A 19,216-nucleotide genomic window follows, 5' to 3' on the forward strand; every position below is an offset into this window, starting at 1 on the left:
CAAAACCTTTGAGCCTCGCGAACCGATCAGGGCAAGCCTCGTTACTTCGTCATATCCAATTGAAGAACGGAGTAGTTCCATGAGCGCAACAGGTCTCGAAGTGTTCGACAGAACCCTTCAAATCACCAACACCTGGTTGGACGAAATGATGGCGACGCTGCCGCGCGATCGCAAGCTGGCATGGCATGTATTGGGCGCAGTGCTGCGAACCATCCGTGACCGGGTTCCGGCCAATCTCGCCGCACATCTTGGCGCGCAGCTCCCGCTGTTGGTGCGCGGCACCTACTATGACCAATGGCGGCCGAGTGAAACGCCGAAGGCATGGCGATCGGCAGACGAATTTCTCTCCATCGTTTCGGCAGAACTAAGTTCCGTGAAACCGATCGGCGCTGATGACGCGGTGCGCGCGGTGTTTCGGGTTCTGAACCACCATGTCGATCCTCATCAGGTCGAGAAGGTCCGACACGCACTTCCCGAAGAGGTTCAGAAGTTGTGGCCCGCCGATAATCAGGTTTCCTCGGCTGCCTGATGCGGCATGTGATCGCGGTTCCGCTAATCGAGAAGAACTCTCGCGTTCAGCGGGCGTTGTTTCTCGAAAGCGACAACGGAGACAGCCATGACCAAGCCTCCACCCGTGCCGCCGGACAATCAAAGCCACAAGGGCACCGGTGATCCGAAAACCGGCAACGCTCATCAGGCCCAGAAGGGCCGCGGCCATATCGAAAATCCCCGAGAACAGGGACAGCCCGGCAATACCGCGCAGAACACCACGCATCAGGGCTATCAGCAGGATCGCTAGTCAGGAGCGAGCGCCATGTCGACTTCAACAAAAACGCCGGCGAGCATTCGCCAAGGCGGCCCGGGCGCTTCCCACGAGAGCGCCTGGGAGCCCCTTCACGTCAGCAAACCGCCGGCCGATGATCCACAGCGCCGGCACAGCAAAGTGTCCGGCGGCGGCGGCGAGCACGATACCCATCATACGCATCGCCCGGAACGAAAGGGCGGTGGCAGCCACCCAGGTTCGAAGAGCACGTCATGAGCACCAAGCATGTGAAACTGAACAGGCCGACCAACGCAGATCTCGCCCGCAACCCGCTGATTGGCGGATCGAAGGGCGTGACGATGGCGGGGGCTACGCCGGACGAGCTGGAGGAGTTCGAAGGCGCCAACACCTTCGAGGGCGACATCGAGAACGACACCAATCCGCAGGGCGGCATCAACAAGGCAGAAGTTCGCGACCGACGCCGCGGACCGCCGCAAAACGATCGGGACAGCGGCCCGCGGAAAATGCCGCTGCAGGGAAGGAAGACCCATGAGCAGCAATTGCGTATCCTGGAAAGGAAGCCTGATGTTCCTGACGCGAGGCGGGAGGAGCAGATTGCGCGCACCCAGCGCGAAGGCGGTGCAAAAACCGCGAAGCGTGGCGGACGCCAATCGGAATTTCCGGTGAGTCGCGCCGGCCTCAACCAGGAAAGCCAGCACAACAAGCACAATCATCCGGGGCAGTCGGGCCATAAGCCCCAAAAACCGCAGGGATAGAGATCATGACACGTGGAGCACACGGAGATGGCAGGCATCTGGGACCGGGAGCCAAGGGCAAGGGCGCGGGCACCGGCGCGATGACCGACCTGCAGGACGAGTTGATTGGCGATAACGTGCTCTCCAACCGCGACAAGGCCGAGCATTCGCGCGATCGGGGCCAGGACAGCAAATGGGCCCAAACCGAACAGTTGCATGATCACGCTGCCAACAAGGGCCGCGGATAGGCGGGATGCCGTCGGCCCGGCAGGGCGGAGTTACAGGTGGATCACGCCGCGCCGCGCGGCGTGTGCCACAGCGTCGGTACGGCCGGTGGCGTCGAGTTTATCGAGCAATGATCCGACGTGGAATTTGGCCGTGTGAACGGATATTCCAAGCTGTCTCGCAATAGCCTTGTTCGATGCGCCTTCGGCCATCAGCACAAGCACGTCGCGTTCGCGCGGCGTAAGCTCGATGTCGGCGGGTTCGAGCGCGTGCGCTTCACGTGACACGAGCACGACCGCGGCAGCCTCCCCCGGTGTCGCCAGGCGGATACCGGCAACGCCACCGAGCAGCGACGCAAGCCGGTCCGCCAGCGCGGGATCGGAAATCTCGATGGCGACCACAACAACCGGCGAAATTTCCTCGCTCACGCCTCCGCCCTTTCGCCGATCGTGAGCTTGACCCGCACTGGTTCGCCGCCGCGCCGAATCTCGACGTCAACGACCGAGCCGACGCTGTCCGGCCCGAGCGCTCGTAACAGCGAACGCACGCCGGAGAGCTTCTCGTCGTTCCAGCCGACGATGATATCGCCTTGCCGGATGCCGGCTGCGGCCGAAGGGCCCGACTTGTCGACGCTCATCACCATCGCGCCGATGCCATCGTCCAGCTTGACGGGCTGCAGCCCAACCCCGAGATAGCCCCGCGCGATCCGGCCATGGGTTTCAAGTCTTGCTGCGATCCGGCCGATCGTCGCGCTGGGAATGACAAGAACACGTCGCACCCCCTGGACAGCCATGCCAATCGCTTCACCGGAGGCAGTGAGCGCAAGGCCCCCCTCGTGGCTGTGTCGCAACCGGACGCCGAGTTCGATCCGGGCGTCTATCTCGCCACCGCGCAGGCTTCGCCAGCGGCCGCCGACCAACGATACCGCACCCAGCGCTGCGGTGGGAACGCCATGCTCGGCGGCGACCACGACCGACAGCGAGCCGAGATCAGGAATGACAGATGCAAGCGCGACCGGCGCAATACTCTTGTCCTCGAATCGCAGCAGCGCGATGTCGGTTGTATGATCACGGCCTGCGATGCTGGCCGGCCGCGTCGTTCCGTCGGCAAGTCTGATCGAGACTTCGCCCTCGTCGGCCAATGCCTCGTCAGCCGTTACGATCAGGCCGGGTTTCCAGACGAAGCCCGAGGCCCTCAAGCGGTGCGAATGCACCGAGACGATCGCGGGCCTTGTTCGGGCGACCATCTCGGCGAGGGCGGAGGAGAGTGAGGAAAGGACGGTTGCGCTCGGGTCGGACATGACTGGAAGCTCCTGGATTGTTTGATCCAATCTGGGGGTTCGGATTGCGTTCGGGAACTAGCCTGATGGGGAGGCGCGATGGGTTTGACGTCGAGCACACCATCAGGGAACCAGCATCGACGAGCTGTCCGACTTCTCAGCCGCTACGTGTTGTTGTGGCGGCCAGCAATTTTTCGCACCTATTTTTGGAAATCTTCTAAGAGCTTCTCTAAGAACCTTTCTAGCGACTCCAAGAACCTTTCTATTAGAGAAATCATCGTCCCTCGCGTATGCGTCCCACTGGGGTTGCGCTGCCAAGTTTCCTGAAAGCGCGACAAGTGCTCTCAGGGTTGGGGTGACGCTTTGAAGTCTCGTGATTTGTTGAGGGTCGCCGCGTCGGCGACCGTGTCCGTATTGGTCTTGTGGCCGCAGGCGATGTTGGCGCAGTCGAGCTCCGGCTCCGCGTCGCAATCACTCCCGTCAGTCGTTGTCACCTCACCTGAAAAGCGCACCGCGGCAACGACGACGCGGCGCGCCCGGCACCCGGCCGCGCAAAGCGCAGCCGCGGCCCAAAGGCCCCAACCGAAGCGCGAGGCAACCACTGTTGTCGAGAATCCGCGCGGCGCGGTCCAGGGTTACGTCGCCGGCCGCTCGATGGCGGGCACCAAGACCAACACGCCGATCATGGAGACGCCGCAGTCCCTCTCGGTCATCGGCAGCGAACAGATTCGCGACCAGAAACCCGGCAAGTTCGACGAGATCATGCGTTACACGCCGGGCGTTCTTGCCGGAACGTTCGGCGCCGATCCGCGCAACGACTGGTTCCTGATCCGCGGCTTCAAGTCTGACGACGTCGGCCTCTTCCTCGACGGGCTGCAATTATTCTACACATCGTTTGCGAGCTGGAAGCTGCAGCCGTTCAACCTTGAGCGCGTCGAAGTGCTCCGCGGCCCCTCCGCCGTGCTGTACGGCGGCTCCAGCCCGAGCGGCATCGTCAATGCGGTCAGCAAGATGCCGCCGACGGAGCCGATCCGCTATCTCGAGACCGGGGTCAATAATTTCGGCAACGCTTATTTCGCCTTCGATCTGGGTGGTCCAGTGGCGACGGCTGCCGAGAATGGAAAACTGTTCTATCGGGTGGTCGGTCAGATCCAGAACGGCGGTACCCAAGTCGATTTCACGCCCGACAACAACTACTTCATCGCGCCGTCGCTGACCTGGAAGCCCGACGCCGATACGACCTTCACCGTGCTGGCGTCAGCCTCGAAGAACGACACCCGCAGCCAGAACTTCCTGCCCCATACCGGCACTGTCGTATCAGCGCCATTCGGCCGGATTCCGACCAGTCTGTTCGCCAGCGATCCCAGCGTCGACAAGTTCAAGCGAGAGCAGGAAATGCTCGGCTACCAGCTCGAGCGCAACCTCTCCGACGACGTGACCTTCCGGCAGAACGCTCGATTCGCCCATGTCGACGTGACTCTCGCGACGCTGTTCGGCCTCGGTTATGAAACGACGCCCGCGGCAGCCAATCTGATGCGGGGCAATTTCATCACTCGTGGTGTCGCCAATCAGGGCAATCTCGACAGCCAGCTTGAATACCGTTTCAACACCGGCATTCTCAGGCACACTGCGCTGTTCGGTGTCGACCTGAAGCATTACCGCATCGACGATCGACAAGGGTTCACCTGCTGCGCACCCGCCCTCAATCTCGTGAATCCGGTTTACGGCTCCGTCGCGCCTATCAATTGGACGTTTAATAGTACGGACACGACGCTGACCCAAAAGCAGCTTGGCGTCTATGTACAGGATCAGATCAAGCTCGACCGCTTTACGCTCGTGTTGAGCGGCCGCAACGACTGGGTTGCGACCAATAACGACAACCACATCGACACCGGGCAGAGCCGCGAAGACAGCAAGTTCAGCGGGCGCGCAGGCCTGATCTACAATTTCGATTTCGGCCTTGCGCCCTACGTCTCTTACGCTACCAGTTACAATCCGGTCATCGGCGTCAATAGGGGCCAGTTGCTGTTGCCGGAGACCGGCCAACAAACCGAAGTGGGCTTCAAATTCCAGCCAAACGGCTTCAATGGTCACATCGGCTTGGCATGGTTTGATTTGAAGCGACAGAATGCGCTGACGTTCGACCCGACTGGTATATTTCAACCGACCCAGAGCGGCGAAGTCACGTCGCGCGGTCTCGAACTGGAAGCCGTCGCCAATCTCGCCCCCGGGTTCAAGGTGATCGGCGCATTCACGACTTACGATCTTTTCATCAGCAAGGATCTGAATCCGGCGCTGATTGGCAAGGTCCCGACCGCCACGCCGCGCCAGCTCACCTCGGGCTGGATGGACTACACCTTCCAGGAAGGTCCGCTGACCGGCTTCGGCTTCGGTGGCGGCGTGCGCTATATCGGATCGTCCTTTGCCGATCAGGCGAACCTGCTGCCGGTGCCCTCCGTCGTGCTCGGCGACGCCGCTATCCACTATGAGTGGAAGAACTGGCGCGCGGCGCTCAACGTCATCAACGTCGCCGACACGGTCTATGTGGCCAACTGTTCGTCGGCGAACGCCTGCTTCTATGGGGATCGGCGCCGAGCAACAGCGAGCCTGTCGTATAAGTGGTAGCCGCGTGAGTGAAAGGAGGCAGCACTGAAAGCCAGAACCGTTCGCATCTGGTCGGTGGTCCACACCTGGAGCAGCCTGATATCGACGCTGTTCCTGCTGCTATTGTGCGTCACCGGCCTGCCGCTGATCTTCCACCACGAGATCGATGAACTGCTCGGCTACGATCCGAAGCCCGAGATCGCCCAGCCGGGCGCCGTGAAACGAAGCATCGACGAGATCGCCCGCACGGCGCTCGCGAACGATCCCGGGCGTGTCCTGCAGTACATCCTGTGGGACAAGGACGAACCGAACAACGTGATTGCCTTTACCAACAACAAGGTCGATGGCGATCCGGATGCGGCAACGCTCAAGGCGTACGATGCGCACACCGCCAAGCCGCTCGGCTCGGTCGGCGGCGGCCCGATGCTGATATTCCTAAAACTCCACGTCGACATGTTTGCGGGCCAGCCCGGCAAGCTGTTCCTCGGCGCGATGGGATTTCTGTTTCTGGTCGCGATCATCTCCGGCGTGGTGCTGTACTGGCCGTTCACGCGCCGCCTGAGCTTTGGCACGCTGAGGGACAAATCGCGCCGTATTGCCTGGTTCGACTGGCACAATCTGCTCGGCGCCATAACCATCGCCTGGGCGCTGGTGGTCGGCGCCACCGGGGTCATCAATACGCTGGCCGAGGTAATGCTCAGCCAGTGGAAAGCCAACGAACTCGCTGGCATGGTCAAGCCCTATGCCGGCAAGCCGCCGCCGGTGCACCTCGCCTCGCTTGACGCAACGCTCGAGAAAGCGCGCAAAGCCGCGCCCGGCATGAATGTCTCGTTCGTCGCCTTTCCGGGCACGCCGTTCACAAGCTCGCATCATTTCGCGGTGTTCATGCGCGGCGACACACCGCTGACGTCGCGGTTGCTCAAGCCGGTGCTGCTGGACGGCGAAACCGGGGAAGTATCCGATGCGCGCGACCTTCCCGTCTATCTCAAGGCGCTCCTGGTGTCGCAACCGCTGCATTTCGGCGACTATGGCGGCATGCCGCTGAAGATCATCTGGGCGCTGCTCGATATCATGACCATCGTCGTGATCGGCAGCGGGCTCTATCTGTGGATCGTCAAACGCCGCAAGCACCGCAGCCACGCCATCGCGGGGCAGCCCTTGTTGCAGCCGTCCGAATGACCGCTGCACGCAAATCCCGATCCAGCGGCAACTGGCGCGCCGTGTATGGCGGCCCGATCCTGCTCGGCGTGCTGTCGATCGCGGGGCTGCTGAGCGCGCTGTTGTCCGAAGGTCCGGGCCGTTATTTTTCCTGGCTCGCCCTCGGTGCGCCCATCGCCCTCACCGCCTGGTTTTTCGCGCGGCGAAGGCGGACCTGAAATCCGCGCGCGCTGCGTCAGCCTTGCGCCCCCTTGCAATCGGGAACATCTCCGGGCGTGCAGCCGTTAGCCGCCACAAGCTCTGAGGGAGTTCCCAATGAACTGGAAAGGCAAATGGCGCAATCAGTACGGTTCAACCGTCGATATCACCGACGATGCCAACCACCGGATTGCCGGCACGTTCAAGACGGCGCTCAGAGACAGCGGCTTCTACGGGCAGGAAATCCCGGTCGTCGGCATTCATCAGGGCGATTGCATCAGCTTCGTCGCGGGCGGCAAGACGCCTGCGGGCGATGCCGCGGTTTCCTATACCGGACTCGTGCGTGACGGAAAAATGGAGACGATGTGGTTCGTGGTCGCGGATGCCGCGATCAAGGCGGCGGAGGAAGGCGCGCCCGGCAGAATCGAAAAGCTGAACTGGTGGCGCTCGATCATCACCAGCGCCGATACGTTTGAGCGCGTGGTACGATGACCTGTTTTCGTATCGTCGATCGGCGCCACTTCTTTCGCAGCCATCACGGGCCTGGATGATGCGCTACGCCGGCTGCATCAGTTTCAGCGTGGCAGCCAGCCGCAGGCTGCGCTTGCCCGCCAGCGCAATGGCTTCGAGTTCAGCGCCCGCCTTGTCGCAGGTGCCGGTAAAGCCGATGCCGACCTCATGGCCGCCGAACACGGGATTTTCGCCTTTCGCCGGCGTGTGCTCCTGGTTGAGGATCTCGCCCTTCCAGCGGCCGTCAGCCGAGGAATAGGCGCCGAGGTAATAGAAAAAGGCGTCGCCGCCGAGAATGCGGCCGTTCAGCAGCAGCATGACGCCGGACAAGCCGGCTTTGACGCCGTCGAGCGCGCGAAGCTGAAGGGAATAGAGCCCGTTGACGATACCGCCCTGCCCGACGGTGCCGACCGGCGGCAACCCCTCGTCGTCGAGCCGGGTCAGTTCGGCCCAGAACAGGGCGCCGGGCCGCGGCGCGGCGCTGCCTTCAAAACGAATCTTGTTGCCTTGCAGCCTGCCCCGCACGCTGATCGCAGCAACGTCGGTATCCATCAGTGGCTTGTAGTAGGGATCGTCATTGTGGCGCTGGGTGATGACCTCACCGAGAATTTCGTCACCGCTCTCCTGATAGGTGCCGAGATGGGCAAAGGCTGAATTGCCGCCCAGCAGCTTGCCATTGTGCATGCACATGATGCTGCGGCCGAACGCGTCGTTCACGCCATACTCGACCTTGTAGAGCCCGCTCAGCAACGAAGATGTCCCGCGCTATGGAATTGTCTCGCAGGCGGCATAGCACCGCTGGAAGCCGGGAACCAGCCGCGTTTTCACCCAGGTTCAATGCCGTTTGAAATACTGCACCGCGCGCTCGTGCTTTTCCGCCGCTGCGCGGGATTTGAAGGTTCCAAGGTTACGGCGTTTGCCCGTTTTCGGGTTGATTTTGCGGGAATAGAGCCGGTATTCGCCCGATTGCAGTTTTCGGATCATGGAAAGCACCGCTGTTTGCGAGCCCCTGTCCGCAATAATTGCGCCGCGGGGCCTCTTGTTCCGGGCCGGCTATTCGCGTTGTCTCTGGCTTGCAATGCCGGATCACTCTGCCGGCACGGAATGGATTGGGGGGCCTCGTGCAACATTTCTTCCTCTACCTCCTCGCGCTCGGCGCCGGTGTCAGCGTCGTCACCCAACAGGGGCTCAATGGCAGCCTGCGCACGGCGCTAGGCTCGCCGGCCTGGGCGGGGCTGGTCAGCTATGCCGGTGGCCTCGTCACCATGATCGTTGCGGTGATTGCGCTCGGCGAACGCGTGCCCTCCTGGAAAACGATGGCCGATGTGCCGTGGTACGCGTGGTCCGGCGGCGTGTTCGGCGGCGCCTTCATCCTGTTGGCGATCCTGCTGTTGCCCTCGCTCGGCGCGGCGACACTCTTTGCGCTTGTCATCGCCGGCCAGGTGCTCGCCGCGGTGACGCTCGATCATTTCGGCGCATTCGGATTGACGCCGCATCCGATCGGCGCCGCGCGGCTCGCGGGCGCGGCTCTCCTGATTGCCGGCGTCGTCTTGATCAGGGAGTGAAATTCAGGGTTCCAGTCCGCTCTCGCGCAACGCCGGCGCGCTCTCAGGCGACGCGAGAAACCGCAGCAACCGGTCTGCTTCAGCGGGCGTCCTCGTCGCCATTCGTCCCGCCGAAAATACCGCAGGCGTTTGCAGGTCGCGCGGAATGGGACCGACGACTTCGATCCCTCCCACCTGCTTCAGTTCGCTGATCTGCTGGACGGCGAGATCGGCCTCGCCGGTGACGAGCTTCTCAGCAGTAAAACCCTGCGGGATGATCTGCGCCTTTGCATTGATGTCGGAGGCAATGCCGAGCCGATCGATCAGCTTTGCGAACAGAATGCCGCTGGCGCCGAGCCGCGAATAGGCCACCGAACGCGCGCCGAGCAATGCTGTGCGCAGCGTAGCCTCAGTCGCGATATCAGGATGGGCGGCTCCCGCCTTCACCGCAACGCCGACCCAGGAGCACGCGAGGTCGACGCAGCCTTCGGCAACCACCCGTCCTTCGCGCGCGACCTCGTCCAGTCCCTCGCGGGTCAGGATCACGACGTCGGCGGCCTCGCCGGCACGCAACCGCTCCAGCAGCGCCAAGGTCGGCGCGAAATCGGCATTGATGCGCGCACCTCCGGTCGCCTCGAAATGTCCCGCCAGGCTATGGACCGCCCCCTTCAATGCCAGCGTCGAGAGCACGCGGATCGCTTCGCTCATCGGTCGCTACAGCCGGCGCATCAGCTTGAGCACCGCCGTCATGCGAAGGCTGCGCTTGCCGGCGAGCGCAGTCGCGTCCAGCAGCGCGCCTTCCGCATCGCAGGTGCCGGAAAAGCCGATGCCGACTTCATGGCCGCCGAAGATGGGGTTCTCGCCCGTTGCGGGCGTATGCTCCTGATTAAGGATCTGGCCTTTCCAGCGGCCATTCTCCGAAGTGTACGTGCCGACATAGTAGAAGGACGCGTCGCCGCCGAGAATGCGCCCCTCATTGAGCAGCATCACGCCGGTCAGGCCGCCCTCGACGCCGTCGAGCAGGCGAACGTGGATGGAATAGAGGCCATTGACGACGCCCCGTTCGCCGACGCCGCCAGCGATCGGTATCGCGTCCTGCTCGATCGGTATCATCACCGAGTGGAACGCGACACCCGGCAGTTCCTTCAAGCCCCCTTCAAAACGATAGAGGCTTCCGTCAGCCCTGCCCTTCGCCAGCAGGGTGGCATCGTCGGTGCCGGCCATCGCACGATAAGCCGGGTCCGGGTTATGGCGGACGGTCTGGATCACGATGTCGACGCCGTCGTCCCGTTTTTCGTACGTGCCGATATGGGCGAAGGCCGAATTGCCGCCCAGCATCCTGCCGTCGCGCGCGTACATCACGCTGCGGCCGACCGCGGCGCCAAGCTGAAACCTGACCTTATAAAATCCCTCAAACAATGCCGCGTCCCCGGCAAGCCCACGCCGCTGTCTAGCGCGCTTCACAACGCAGGGAAACGGTCTTGAACCGGCGGAATTGAATCAAACCCATCAAGACGCCGTGTCATCAAACGCAATAATCCGCCAGGGCGGTTCGCCCTGGCGGATCATCAGCTTTTGCACCCGGGCGGCCCGGGTCATATCGCAGGTCCCTTAGGCCGCAGCCGCCTTGGCGCCGGTCGGAACTTCCGCGATGGTCTTCAGGATCTGGGACGCGATCTGGTATGGGTCGCCCTGCGAGTTCGGACGGCGGTCTTCCAGATAGCCCTTGTATCCGTTGTTGGCGAAGGAGTGCGGAACGCGGATCGAGGCGCCGCGGTCGGCAATGCCGTAGCTGAACTTGTTCCAAGGGGCGGTCTCGTGCTTGCCGGTCAGGCGCTTGTCGTTGTCCGGCCCGTAGACGGCAATGTGGTCCATGAGATTCTTGTCAAAGGCCGCCATCAGCTTCTCGAAGTACTCCTTGCCGCCGACTTCGCGCATGTACTTGGTCGAGAAGTTGGCGTGCATGCCGGAGCCGTTCCAGTCGGTGTCGCCGAGCGGCTTGCAGTGGAACTCGATGTCGATGCCGTAAGCTTCGGTGAGACGCAGCATCAGGTAGCGGGCCATCCACATCTGGTCGGCAGCGGTCTTGGAACCCTTGCCGAAGATCTGGAATTCCCACTGGCCCTTCGCCACTTCGGCGTTGATGCCTTCGTGGTTGATGCCGGCGGCGAGGCAGAGGTTGAGATGCTCTTCCACGATCTTGCGGGCGACGCTACCGACGTTCGAGTAACCAACGCCGGTGTAGTACGGGCCCTGCGGCGCCGGATAGCCATCCGAGGGAAAGCCGAGCGGACGGCCGTCCTTGTAGAAGAAATATTCCTGCTCGAAACCGAACCAGGCACCTTCATCGTCGAGAATCGTCGCACGCTTGTTCGAGGGGTGCGGGGTCTTGCCATCGGGCATCATGACTTCGCACATCACTAGCGCGCCGTTTTCCCGCGCGGCGTCCGGATAGACGGCGACCGGCTTCAGCACGCAATCGGAGCTGTGGCCTTCGGCCTGCATGGTGGACGAACCGTCGAAGCCCCACAGCGGAAGCTGTTCCAGCGTCGGAAACTTGTCGAATTCCTTGATCTGCGTTTTGCCGCGCAGATTCGGCGTCGGCGTATAGCCGTCGAGCCAAATATACTCGAGCTTGTACTTGGTCATTGAGCCTCTCTTGAGTTGCTAGTGGAATGCGGAAGACCGAAGCCTTGAAATCTGGATTTTGACGCCCAGCCCCCTGGAGGTCTCCGCATACGTGTACCCGGCCACGTCAGGCCACGCCTTACTAAGCATTTAACGTGCCAATCGCTGCGCTGCGGAAGAGGCCGTCCACAGCGCGGGCCGGCGGCAAGCCAAAATAAGAGCTGCGACATAGAAGCGCGGCAGGCGTGTCAAACAGCCGGTTTCGGGTTCCGCCGGGCGCGCGAATTCAGCTCATTTCTCCAGCATTTCCCTGTTCGGTTCCTTCCGCGATTAAAGCTGCGGCACTCCTTCGATAGATCCGCCGTGCGCACCGGTGTCCCCGGGCAACCATGCCGCCGGCTCAAGCGTTGGTCATCCGCCCGCTGCCCCGCAGGAAGCAAAGCCGGAAATGCCTACGAATTAGACATCCTGTGCCGAACTCTTGGTCAGCTTGCGCCTGCCGAGGGCAAGAACAATATCGCCTCATGTAACTACTAGAGAACGAGTCGGGCGCACCATGGAGGCTCGCGCTTCGACAAAAGGAGACTGAAAATGATGAATACGGGTGTAAATCAGGGGTCCGCAAGGATCTACCAATTCCCAGCCGGGGGCCGTGCGGCTCTCGGGGGGCGCCGCTATGGCGAGGCCAAGACCGAGTTTGCCGCCCCGCCGGCCAACCTCGCGGATTGCAGCGACAGCTGGTACCACGCCGCCGCTATCGAGGACGAAAAGAACGAGCGGGACCACTGATGCCCGGGAGATGTTTGGCAGGGACGCGCCCGATCAGTGAGGCGCGGACGGTGAATTGAAAAGGGTCGAAACGCTATCGTTTCGGCCCTTTTTCATGACTGCTCGCACGTGGTGGTCGGCCGCCTGGCATGCTTGAGCGTCGTGACCCCGGCCTTGGTGATCCTCAGGGTCACGCCCTTCCCCTGATAACGCGATCCCGACAGCGCCACGCGCTTGGGCAGCGTCAGCGCCTTGCCGTCGAGCTGCAGATGGGCGCGGGAATCGTACTGGAAAAACCCGACCGTGAATTGCGCCCCGTCGGCGCAGCGATAGTTCCGAAACGTCGACTGCGCGAACGCGGCCGACGGTACCGTTGCCATCGCCACGGCGCACAGCGCCGCGCCAAAAATCCAGTTTCTGCGACAATTCATGTTTCGCCCCCTGCAGAGTTCAGTATAGACGAGACGGGAGCGGACAACATGCCCTTCCCACCCTTGTCCGCCGCTCGAGATCGTCCGAACCAGCCGATGTCAGTGCCCCCCGACCGCCATCTCAATCTCGCCGGCGCCAGCAATTTCCGCGATCTCGGCGGTTACCCCACGCGCGACGGCCGGACCGTGCGCTGGCGGCAGATCTTCCGTTCCAACCATCTCGGCCATCTCACCGGCGACGATGTCTCCATCCTGCGCGAACTCGGCGTCCGCAGCGCGTTCGATTTTCGCGGCGCCGAAGAGCGCACCTCCGCCTCGTGCGGCATGCCTGAAATCACCGTCCATTCGCTGCCGGTCGAACCCACTGTCGTCGCCGCGCTGCGCGCCATCGCGACCGCCGGCACGCCGCTGTCGACGGACCATGCCGTCGAGGTGATGCGCGATTCCTACCGCAGCTACGTGCAGAACAACACGCAGCGTTTCCGCGCGCTGTTTGAGCATCTGCTGGAAGATCGCGCGCCGCTGGTGATCCATTGCACCGCCGGCAAGGACCGCACCGGCTTTGCCTGCGCGCTGATCCTGCATACGCTCGGCGTCTCCGAGGACATCATCTCGGAAGACTATCTCCTGACCAACCGTTTCTACCGCAGAGATCCCAATTCCAGCAGCGACCTGCCCGAAGAGATCAAGCAGGTGCTCGGCTCGGTGCAGGCATCGTTCCTCGCCGCCGCGTTCGAGGCGATCGATGCCGACTATGGCGACCTCGAAAGCTATCTCCGCGATGGCCTCGGCCTCGGCAAAGCCGAACGCGCCCACCTCGAAGCACGCTATCTGCAGCGCTAGTCTAATCCGACTTCACCCGCCGCATCGACACGACCTGCGCGGACGGCTTACGGCCTGTCGTCCTGACGTCGACCCGCACTTTGTAGGCGTTGCTGGTTTCGCTCTTGGGCACATAGAGCATCGCGGTAAAGCTCACGCGGCCACGCGCATCGAGTGTCACCGGCAGATCCTCACGCACGCGGAAGGAATTACCCTGGCGATTTCGCGGCGGCAACCTGGCCGTCATGACCGGCTCGACCAGCGCACGCAGATCGAGCTTGGTCGCCGTTGCACCTTCAATCCGGTAGTAGGCAAAGGAATCGCTGTCCCAGCGGCTGTTCGCGACCTCGATGACGGCCCGACTATCCGGCGACCAGGCCGCCAGTAGATCGTAGCGGTTCGCGCGCATTTCGCCGGTCGCCCAATACTCGCCACCGAGCTTGGCAAGCACGGCGCCGTCAGCGATGCGGATCAGGAGATTTTCGACGCCGGCTGGCGGCAGATCACGGCCGGATGGCAGGCCCTGCTCGCTGCGCCATGCGAACGCGTAATTCTTCGACGGAGAAGTGGTGTCGGCAACGACACGCATGGCGGCCTTCCCCTCGCCGCACACGAGACCGCCTTGTTGATCGGCAACGCAAGCCTGCGCATGCGCAGTAGCCGCCTGCTGCACATGGAGCGCGATGAGAACGAGTGGAAGGGCCAGAGCTCGGCGCATGCCGCGATCCTATCCGCCGCACGCAAACCGTAAAGTAGCGGCAAACCAAACCTTAGACGGTCCGGAAGGCGGCGCGCTATCGGCTCAGGCCGCCGCTTCCATTTCCATTTCGGCATCGAGATCGGCGATGACGTCCTCGAACGCCGAGATCGCCTGCTGGATTGCCGCGATCTGCATCAATTCCCAGCTCGAGACCGGACCGCTGCGATTCTGCAGCGCTACGACAAGGTCGCGCCGCTGCTCCTTAAGCTGAACAAGCGGTAAACCATGATCCGGCAAACCCATGACAAATCCCCTGCCTTTTGTTGGTATCCCGCTTTTACCGAACGGATTCTGCAAACGGCTTACAGAACTCCGGCAAATTTTATCGATTCCGCCCCATTCCGTAGCGTTACGCAACTCGCTTCCTCCGGATCGGCACGGCTCGCGGCAATTTGGGCGCGTGAGACAGATCGTTCCATGCAGAAATTCGCCGCATTGCCAGTGAAAAACTCCTGATAGGGTGCGCTCCCGTTTCCCGGCAGGCGGAGGCCCTTCATGGACGGAAAAGTCATTGTCGTGACGGGCGCGCTGGGTGCGCTTGGCCAAGTGGTCGTGGACGAAGCGCTGGCGCGGGGGGCCCGGATTGCAAGCATCGATCATGCGCCTACCCAAGCCCCAGCCACCGCTGATCTGTTCGAACTCGGCGGCATCGACCTCACGGATGCCGCCCAGGCCGCCAAGGCGATCAAGGCAGCCGCATCGCATTTCGGCCAACTCGATGCGCTGATCAACATCGCCGGCGGCTTCGCCTTCGAGACGGTGACCGACGGCGATCCCAAAACCTGGCAGCGGATGTACGCGCTCAACGTCATGACCGCACTCAACGCATCGCGCGCGGCGATCCCGCATCTCATCTCGTCGGGTGCCGGCCGCATCGTCAATATCGGCGCGATGGGCGCGCTGCAGGCAGGAAGTGGCATGGGCGCCTATGCCGCCTCCAAGGCTGGCGTGCATCGCCTTACGGAGGCGCTAGCCGCCGAACTGAAGGGCAAGATCACGGTCAATGCCGTGCTGCCGTCGGTTATCGACACCGCGGCCAACCGCGCCAGCATGCCGAAAGCCGATTTCACGAAATGGGTCACGCCAAAGGAACTGGCCGACGTGATCCTGTTTCTCGCCAGCGACGCGGCCAGCGCCGTCACCGGTGCGCTGCTGCCGGTGAACGGGAGGGTTTAGTTTGGACTGAGGCTGTCCTCACACGGCTTTTTCGCTGCGCTTTTGGGATGCTATAGTGCTGGAATGACAACAGCCGAAGACATTGAAAAGGCCGTCGAGCAACTGCCGCCTCGAGAACTAGCGAGGTTTCGTGCCTGGTTTGAAGCGTTTGACGCCGATCAATTCGACGCGGCCATCGAACGTGATGTGCAGGCCGGCAAACTCGACGCATTTGCAGAGGAGGCCGTTGCGGCATATCGCGCCGGCAAATCCCGGGACTTGTGAGACACTCGGCATCGCCAAGGTTTTGGGACGCTTACCGATCATTGCCGTCATCGATCCAGAAGTTGGCTGATGCCAACTTTGCGTTGCTCAAGCGCGATCCGCGCCATCCCTCGCTCCAATTCAAGAAAGTTGGTCGATATTGGTCTGCGCGTGTCGGACGCGGTATCCTGCCTTGGCTGTGGAAGTCGACGATGTCTATGTCTGGTTCTGGATCGGCTCTCACGCTGACCACGATCGGCTAATCGGCTAGTTCTTAACCTCCACCAGCTTTCGCAGCACCGCCTTGAAGCGGATGCTGCGCTTGCCGGCGAGCGCGGTGGCCTCTCCTTCCGCGCCATTGCCGTCGTACGTGCCGGAAAAACCGATGCCGACTTCATGGCCGCCGAACAGCGGTCGTTCGATCCTGGAGGGCGTATGCTCGCGGTTGACGAGTTCGCCCTTCCATTTGCCGTTCGCCGCCGAGTACGCCCCGATATAGTCGAAGAACGCGTCGCCGCCCCGGATGCGGCCGTCATGCAGCATCATGACACCGGTGTTGCCGGCGTCGATGCCGTCCAGCATGCGGATGTGGATGGAGTAGAGCCCGTTGCCGATCCCGTCAGGGCCGACCGCACCGGGCGGCGGCGCGTCGGCGTCGTTGATCGGGGTCAGGACGGCCGTGAACCGGACGCCCGGCAAGGCCGCGCTGCCGCCCTCGAAATGAACTTCCTCCCCGCAGGCCGCGCCCGTGAAATTCATCGCGACATTGTCGACGTCGAACATCGGCACATAGCCGGGATCATGGTAATGGCGCGACATCATGCATTCGGCGGAGATGACGCCGTCGCCCTCGGTGAAATGGCCGATGAATGACGAGCCGGAATCGCCGCCATAGAGCCTGCCGCCCGCGGTAGCGAACATCACACCGGAACCTTCACCGCGCTCCGTCGTAAAACGGAATTTGTACAATCCTCGCAGCACGCCCTGCATACTCCGGAAATTGGCAAGGGCGAGTGCCCCGCGAACGATCGATCGCTGGGTTCCGTCAATTGCCGCTGGCCTTGTCCCCGCGCCAGACTAGCCGCCGCGGTGCCATCCGATCAAACGCTTTGCCGGAATTCAGCTAGAGTCTGCGGGATTGAGTCGCGGCCATACGCGCCGCTGGAGCGAAATTTGGAAACCGCGCTTTATCTTCCTGTCAAACGCTTCCTCGAAAAGCTCGGCTTCACCGTCAAGGGCGAGGTCGGCGGCTGCGATCTGGTGGCGCTCAGCGGCGAGGATCCGCCGATCGTAGTGATCGGCGAACTGAAACTTTCCTTCAACCTCGAACTGATCCTGCAGGCGGTCGATCGCGCCGGCGCGGCCGACGAGGTCTGGCTCGCCGCCAAATTATCTGCCCGAGGCAAGGGCCGCGAGAGTGACGCGCGTTATCGCAATCTCTGCCGCCGCTTGGGCTTTGGCATGCTGGCGGTCACCAACACGGGCGATGTCGAGGTGATCGTCCAGCCCGCGACGGCAGCCCCTCGCCGCAATCCGAAAAAGCGCTCGCGGCTGATCATGGAGCATCAGAAGCGCAAGGGCGATCCGGCCATGGGCGGATCGACGCGCGCGCCGATCATGACGGCCTATCGCCAGCAGGCGCTGGCCTGCGCGTCCGCGCTGTCAGGCGGGCCGCGGCGCGTCAGGGACCTGCGGGCCGAGATTCCTGATGCCGGAAAGATCCTCCTGCACAATGTCTATGGCTGGTTCGACCGCGCGGAGCGCGGCATCTACGTGCTGAACGATGCCGGGCACGCAGCGTTAAAACGCTGGCCGCAGCAGCCGCTGGATCTGGCCGCTGCCGGCAATCCCGTCCCATGATGGCGAGAACGGTGAAATCATCGAACCGTACGGCGCTACCGGACTTGAGAGATTGTAGATGCATGGCTGTATTGCCATGCGAAATTCATATTGCAATGCAACATGTGAGGACCTAGGTATCTCCGCAATCAGATGCGAGGCCCTATGAGCGAAGACTGGAACACGAAATACGGCACACGGCGCGTCCGGCGGGATCCGCCAACGCTCGAGGAGGCAATCTTCGCCGCAGTGGGGATCACCGACGATCAGCAGCAGCAGGCGGAAATCGCCTCCGCGCTGATGGGACTGCCCTACGAGGACGTGCTGGCTGAGGTAAAGAAGACCGGCCGCGCGGTAGCGCGATCGGCGACCCGCATCATCGCGGGTGAGCAAGGCGCCCAGCGCGCGGTCGTGGTCGAGCGCCGCGTCGTCAGGCGGTTCGGCAACGACAAGCGCACCGGCACCTGAACAAATCGAAAGTTATGGGCAATTCGCTGGATCCAACGTCAGCGAATTGCCCTGATTGAACGCGCCGCTCAAGCGGCGCGGCCCCAGCCATACATCCGAAGCAGCATCCGCCAATAGGCACGGTTGAAATTCGCGACCGTGCGTGCGGCATTCAGCGCAGTGTCCGCCCAGGTGGTCGCGAGCTCCGTCTGATCCTGTTTCGTCAGGTCGATGGTGCCGGTGGATTCGCCGTGGCGGAACACAAGCTGCGCGCCGAACTTGCTGGCAAGCGCCCGCATCGCCCCGTTCTGCGCGCCGGTGGTGATCCGCAGGCTCTTGTAACCCTTGGCGCGCGCCACCGTGATCAGCTTGCGGAACAGGATACTGCCGACGCCGCGCCGCCGCACCGATGCCTCGACGCTGAAGGCGATCTCGGGGAGCGAATCTGGTGACTGGTCGGGCGGATGCAGTTCGGCTGCGCCTCGAACAACGCCGTTTTCAAAGAAGGCGATGATGGTTGTGCCGTCATTGGCGCATTTCTCGGCGTAGCGCTCGATGAAGCTGTCGTCCATGAAGCCATGGAAACGGTCGCGACGGCTATTGCGGTCGAGGCGCAGCAGGTGATCGCGCAACAGCGGCAATTCTTCCTGCTGGCTCAGCGTGCGCACGCTACTATTGGCGAGCGCGGCCGCAATCATGGTGAGATACATATCCTAAACTCCTCTGAGAAAACCCTCGAGGAGGCGTCGAATCCCTAGACCACCTATATTGTGCATCGCAGCATGAAATTCAAGCCCGGATTGTCCGTATACTTCCTTAAATAATTGCAATAATTCCAGTGACTTAGATCTATCGCTATCAACCAATTGTTAACGCCCGCGACCCAGCGCAGACTGGGCATGGGGCTTGCTTATTTTAAATGGGCCAGGGCTCCATAGCGTTTTCGAGCGAAGTGGATACCGGTTCGCGTGAAGAAAACGCGTCAAGACAAGAATCTAGAGCTTCGGTTCTGATTCAATCAGAACCGAAGCTCTAGCTAGGCAACACACCCGGATGGTTCGTGGAG

27 protein-coding genes and 1 pseudogene are annotated in these 19,216 nt (G+C 62.3%); 17 read left to right on the top strand and 11 right to left on the bottom strand.

From position 1 onward, the window contains the following. Window positions 1-79 precede the first annotated feature (79 nt). The 5 genes from V1288_RS29375 to V1288_RS29395 all read left to right on the top strand — a co-directional run bounded on the left by V1288_RS29375 (window position 80) and on the right by V1288_RS29395 (window position 1,766). Entirely contained in the window at window positions 80-529 is a 450-nt protein-coding gene (locus V1288_RS29375; protein WP_334360345.1) for a DUF2267 domain-containing protein, read from the top strand. Between the two features lie 87 nt (window positions 530-616). Next, window positions 617-799 carry a hypothetical protein gene (locus V1288_RS29380; protein WP_334360346.1) on the top strand — a complete coding sequence of 61 codons (183 nt, stop codon included), beginning with the start codon at window positions 617-619 and terminating at the stop codon, window positions 797-799. A 15-nt stretch (window positions 800-814) separates the two neighbouring features. Then, window positions 815-1,039, top strand: coding sequence for a hypothetical protein (locus V1288_RS29385; protein ID WP_334360347.1), 225 nt, complete (start codon window positions 815-817; stop codon window positions 1,037-1,039). Continuing rightward, the gene (locus tag V1288_RS29390) at window positions 1,036-1,539 is read left to right on the top strand and encodes a hypothetical protein (protein WP_334360348.1); all 504 of its coding nucleotides are present in this window, start codon (window positions 1,036-1,038) and stop codon (window positions 1,537-1,539) included. Before V1288_RS29385 ends, V1288_RS29390 begins: the two co-directional genes overlap by 4 nt. Window positions 1,540-1,544: 5 nt before the next feature. Beyond that, complete coding sequence (locus tag V1288_RS29395; protein WP_334360349.1) at window positions 1,545-1,766, top strand: hypothetical protein; 222 nt, start codon at window positions 1,545-1,547, stop codon at window positions 1,764-1,766. 30 nt (window positions 1,767-1,796) lie between these two features. Here V1288_RS29395 and V1288_RS29400 read toward each other — a convergent pair whose 3' ends face one another. Further along, window positions 1,797-2,171, bottom strand: a complete 375-nt coding sequence (locus tag V1288_RS29400) for a response regulator transcription factor (protein WP_334360350.1) — start codon at window positions 2,169-2,171, stop codon at window positions 1,797-1,799. Continuing rightward, window positions 2,168-3,043 (bottom strand): S1C family serine protease, encoded by an 876-nt coding sequence (locus V1288_RS29405; protein ID WP_334360351.1) that lies wholly within the window; start codon window positions 3,041-3,043, stop codon window positions 2,168-2,170. Before V1288_RS29405 ends, V1288_RS29400 begins: the two co-directional genes overlap by 4 nt. Window positions 3,044-3,400: 357 nt before the next feature. Here V1288_RS29405 and V1288_RS29410 point away from each other — a divergent pair, with 357 nt between their 5' ends. From V1288_RS29410 to V1288_RS29425, 4 genes are all read left to right on the top strand, one after another. Beyond that, on the top strand, window positions 3,401-5,647 hold the full coding sequence (locus tag V1288_RS29410; protein WP_442893871.1) for a TonB-dependent siderophore receptor: 2,247 nt from the start codon (window positions 3,401-3,403) through the stop codon (window positions 5,645-5,647). Window positions 5,648-5,701: 54 nt separating this feature from the next. Continuing rightward, on the top strand, window positions 5,702-6,805 hold the full coding sequence (locus V1288_RS29415; RefSeq protein ID WP_334360352.1) for a PepSY-associated TM helix domain-containing protein: 1,104 nt from the start codon (window positions 5,702-5,704) through the stop codon (window positions 6,803-6,805). After that, entirely contained in the window at window positions 6,802-7,002 is a 201-nt protein-coding gene (locus V1288_RS29420; RefSeq protein ID WP_334360353.1) for a hypothetical protein, read from the top strand. Before V1288_RS29415 ends, V1288_RS29420 begins: the two co-directional genes overlap by 4 nt. A gap of 97 nt (window positions 7,003-7,099) precedes the next feature. Beyond that, window positions 7,100-7,474 carry an avidin/streptavidin family protein gene (locus V1288_RS29425; RefSeq protein WP_108519237.1) on the top strand — a complete coding sequence of 125 codons (375 nt, stop codon included), beginning with the start codon at window positions 7,100-7,102 and terminating at the stop codon, window positions 7,472-7,474. Between the two features lie 63 nt (window positions 7,475-7,537). Here V1288_RS29425 and V1288_RS29430 read toward each other — a convergent pair whose 3' ends face one another. After that, a complete protein-coding gene (locus V1288_RS29430; RefSeq protein WP_334360354.1) occupies window positions 7,538-8,242 on the bottom strand; it encodes a GrlR family regulatory protein in 705 nt (234 codons plus the stop codon). A gap of 371 nt (window positions 8,243-8,613) precedes the next feature. On the opposite strand from V1288_RS29430, the gene V1288_RS29435 reads away from it, so the two are divergent. Then, complete coding sequence (locus V1288_RS29435) at window positions 8,614-9,057, top strand: DMT family transporter (RefSeq protein WP_334360355.1); 444 nt, start codon at window positions 8,614-8,616, stop codon at window positions 9,055-9,057. Window positions 9,058-9,060: 3 nt separating this feature from the next. Here V1288_RS29435 and V1288_RS29440 read toward each other — a convergent pair whose 3' ends face one another. From V1288_RS29440 to V1288_RS29450, 3 genes are all read right to left on the bottom strand, one after another. Next, a complete protein-coding gene (locus V1288_RS29440) occupies window positions 9,061-9,744 on the bottom strand; it encodes a substrate-binding domain-containing protein (RefSeq protein ID WP_334360356.1) in 684 nt (227 codons plus the stop codon). 6 nt (window positions 9,745-9,750) lie between these two features. Continuing rightward, window positions 9,751-10,455, bottom strand: a complete 705-nt coding sequence (locus tag V1288_RS29445; protein WP_334360357.1) for a GrlR family regulatory protein — start codon at window positions 10,453-10,455, stop codon at window positions 9,751-9,753. A 192-nt stretch (window positions 10,456-10,647) separates the two neighbouring features. Continuing rightward, window positions 10,648-11,685 carry a glutamine synthetase beta-grasp domain-containing protein gene (locus tag V1288_RS29450; protein ID WP_334360358.1) on the bottom strand — a complete coding sequence of 346 codons (1,038 nt, stop codon included), beginning with the start codon at window positions 11,683-11,685 and terminating at the stop codon, window positions 10,648-10,650. 570 nt (window positions 11,686-12,255) lie between these two features. On the opposite strand from V1288_RS29450, the gene V1288_RS29455 reads away from it, so the two are divergent. Further along, window positions 12,256-12,453 (top strand): DUF2735 domain-containing protein, encoded by a 198-nt coding sequence (locus V1288_RS29455; protein WP_334360359.1) that lies wholly within the window; start codon window positions 12,256-12,258, stop codon window positions 12,451-12,453. A 92-nt stretch (window positions 12,454-12,545) separates the two neighbouring features. Here V1288_RS29455 and V1288_RS29460 read toward each other — a convergent pair whose 3' ends face one another. After that, a complete protein-coding gene (locus tag V1288_RS29460; protein WP_334360360.1) occupies window positions 12,546-12,863 on the bottom strand; it encodes an MliC family protein in 318 nt (105 codons plus the stop codon). 96 nt (window positions 12,864-12,959) lie between these two features. Here V1288_RS29460 and V1288_RS29465 point away from each other — a divergent pair, with 96 nt between their 5' ends. After that, complete coding sequence (locus tag V1288_RS29465; protein WP_334360361.1) at window positions 12,960-13,706, top strand: tyrosine-protein phosphatase; 747 nt, start codon at window positions 12,960-12,962, stop codon at window positions 13,704-13,706. Between the two features lies 1 nt (window position 13,707). Here V1288_RS29465 and V1288_RS29470 read toward each other — a convergent pair whose 3' ends face one another. Beyond that, window positions 13,708-14,403 carry a hypothetical protein gene (locus tag V1288_RS29470; protein ID WP_334360362.1) on the bottom strand — a complete coding sequence of 232 codons (696 nt, stop codon included), beginning with the start codon at window positions 14,401-14,403 and terminating at the stop codon, window positions 13,708-13,710. A gap of 84 nt (window positions 14,404-14,487) precedes the next feature. Next, window positions 14,488-14,802 carry a hypothetical protein gene (locus tag V1288_RS29475; protein ID WP_334360363.1) on the bottom strand — a complete coding sequence of 105 codons (315 nt, stop codon included), beginning with the start codon at window positions 14,800-14,802 and terminating at the stop codon, window positions 14,488-14,490. A 138-nt stretch (window positions 14,803-14,940) separates the two neighbouring features. On the opposite strand from V1288_RS29475, the gene fabG reads away from it, so the two are divergent. From fabG to V1288_RS29490, 3 genes and pseudogenes are all read left to right on the top strand, one after another. Further along, window positions 14,941-15,621 (top strand): 3-oxoacyl-ACP reductase FabG, encoded by a 681-nt coding sequence (fabG, locus tag V1288_RS29480; protein ID WP_334360364.1) that lies wholly within the window; start codon window positions 14,941-14,943, stop codon window positions 15,619-15,621. Window positions 15,622-15,684: 63 nt separating this feature from the next. After that, on the top strand, window positions 15,685-15,885 hold the full coding sequence (locus V1288_RS29485; protein ID WP_334360365.1) for a hypothetical protein: 201 nt from the start codon (window positions 15,685-15,687) through the stop codon (window positions 15,883-15,885). Then, window positions 15,882-16,135: pseudogene (locus tag V1288_RS29490) on the top strand (hypothetical protein). Before V1288_RS29485 ends, V1288_RS29490 begins: the two are co-directional and overlap by 4 nt. Here the strand turns inward: V1288_RS29490 and V1288_RS29495 are convergent. Then, window positions 16,132-16,845, bottom strand: coding sequence for a GrlR family regulatory protein (locus tag V1288_RS29495; RefSeq protein WP_334360366.1), 714 nt, complete (start codon window positions 16,843-16,845; stop codon window positions 16,132-16,134). The pseudogene V1288_RS29490 and the gene V1288_RS29495 sit on opposite strands and share 4 nt — an antisense overlap. A gap of 192 nt (window positions 16,846-17,037) precedes the next feature. Here V1288_RS29495 and V1288_RS29500 point away from each other — a divergent pair, with 192 nt between their 5' ends. After that, a complete protein-coding gene (locus V1288_RS29500) occupies window positions 17,038-17,724 on the top strand; it encodes a DUF2161 domain-containing phosphodiesterase (RefSeq protein ID WP_334360367.1) in 687 nt (228 codons plus the stop codon). Window positions 17,725-17,868: 144 nt separating this feature from the next. Beyond that, window positions 17,869-18,171, top strand: a complete 303-nt coding sequence (locus tag V1288_RS29505; RefSeq protein ID WP_334360368.1) for a hypothetical protein — start codon at window positions 17,869-17,871, stop codon at window positions 18,169-18,171. A gap of 68 nt (window positions 18,172-18,239) precedes the next feature. Here V1288_RS29505 and V1288_RS29510 read toward each other — a convergent pair whose 3' ends face one another. Then, window positions 18,240-18,860 (bottom strand): GNAT family N-acetyltransferase, encoded by a 621-nt coding sequence (locus V1288_RS29510; protein WP_334360369.1) that lies wholly within the window; start codon window positions 18,858-18,860, stop codon window positions 18,240-18,242. Between the last annotated feature and the right edge of the window lie 356 nt (window positions 18,861-19,216).

The sequence above is a fragment of the Bradyrhizobium sp. AZCC 2176 genome (genome assembly GCF_036924645.1).
Taxonomy (GTDB): Bacteria; Pseudomonadota; Alphaproteobacteria; order Rhizobiales; family Xanthobacteraceae; genus Bradyrhizobium.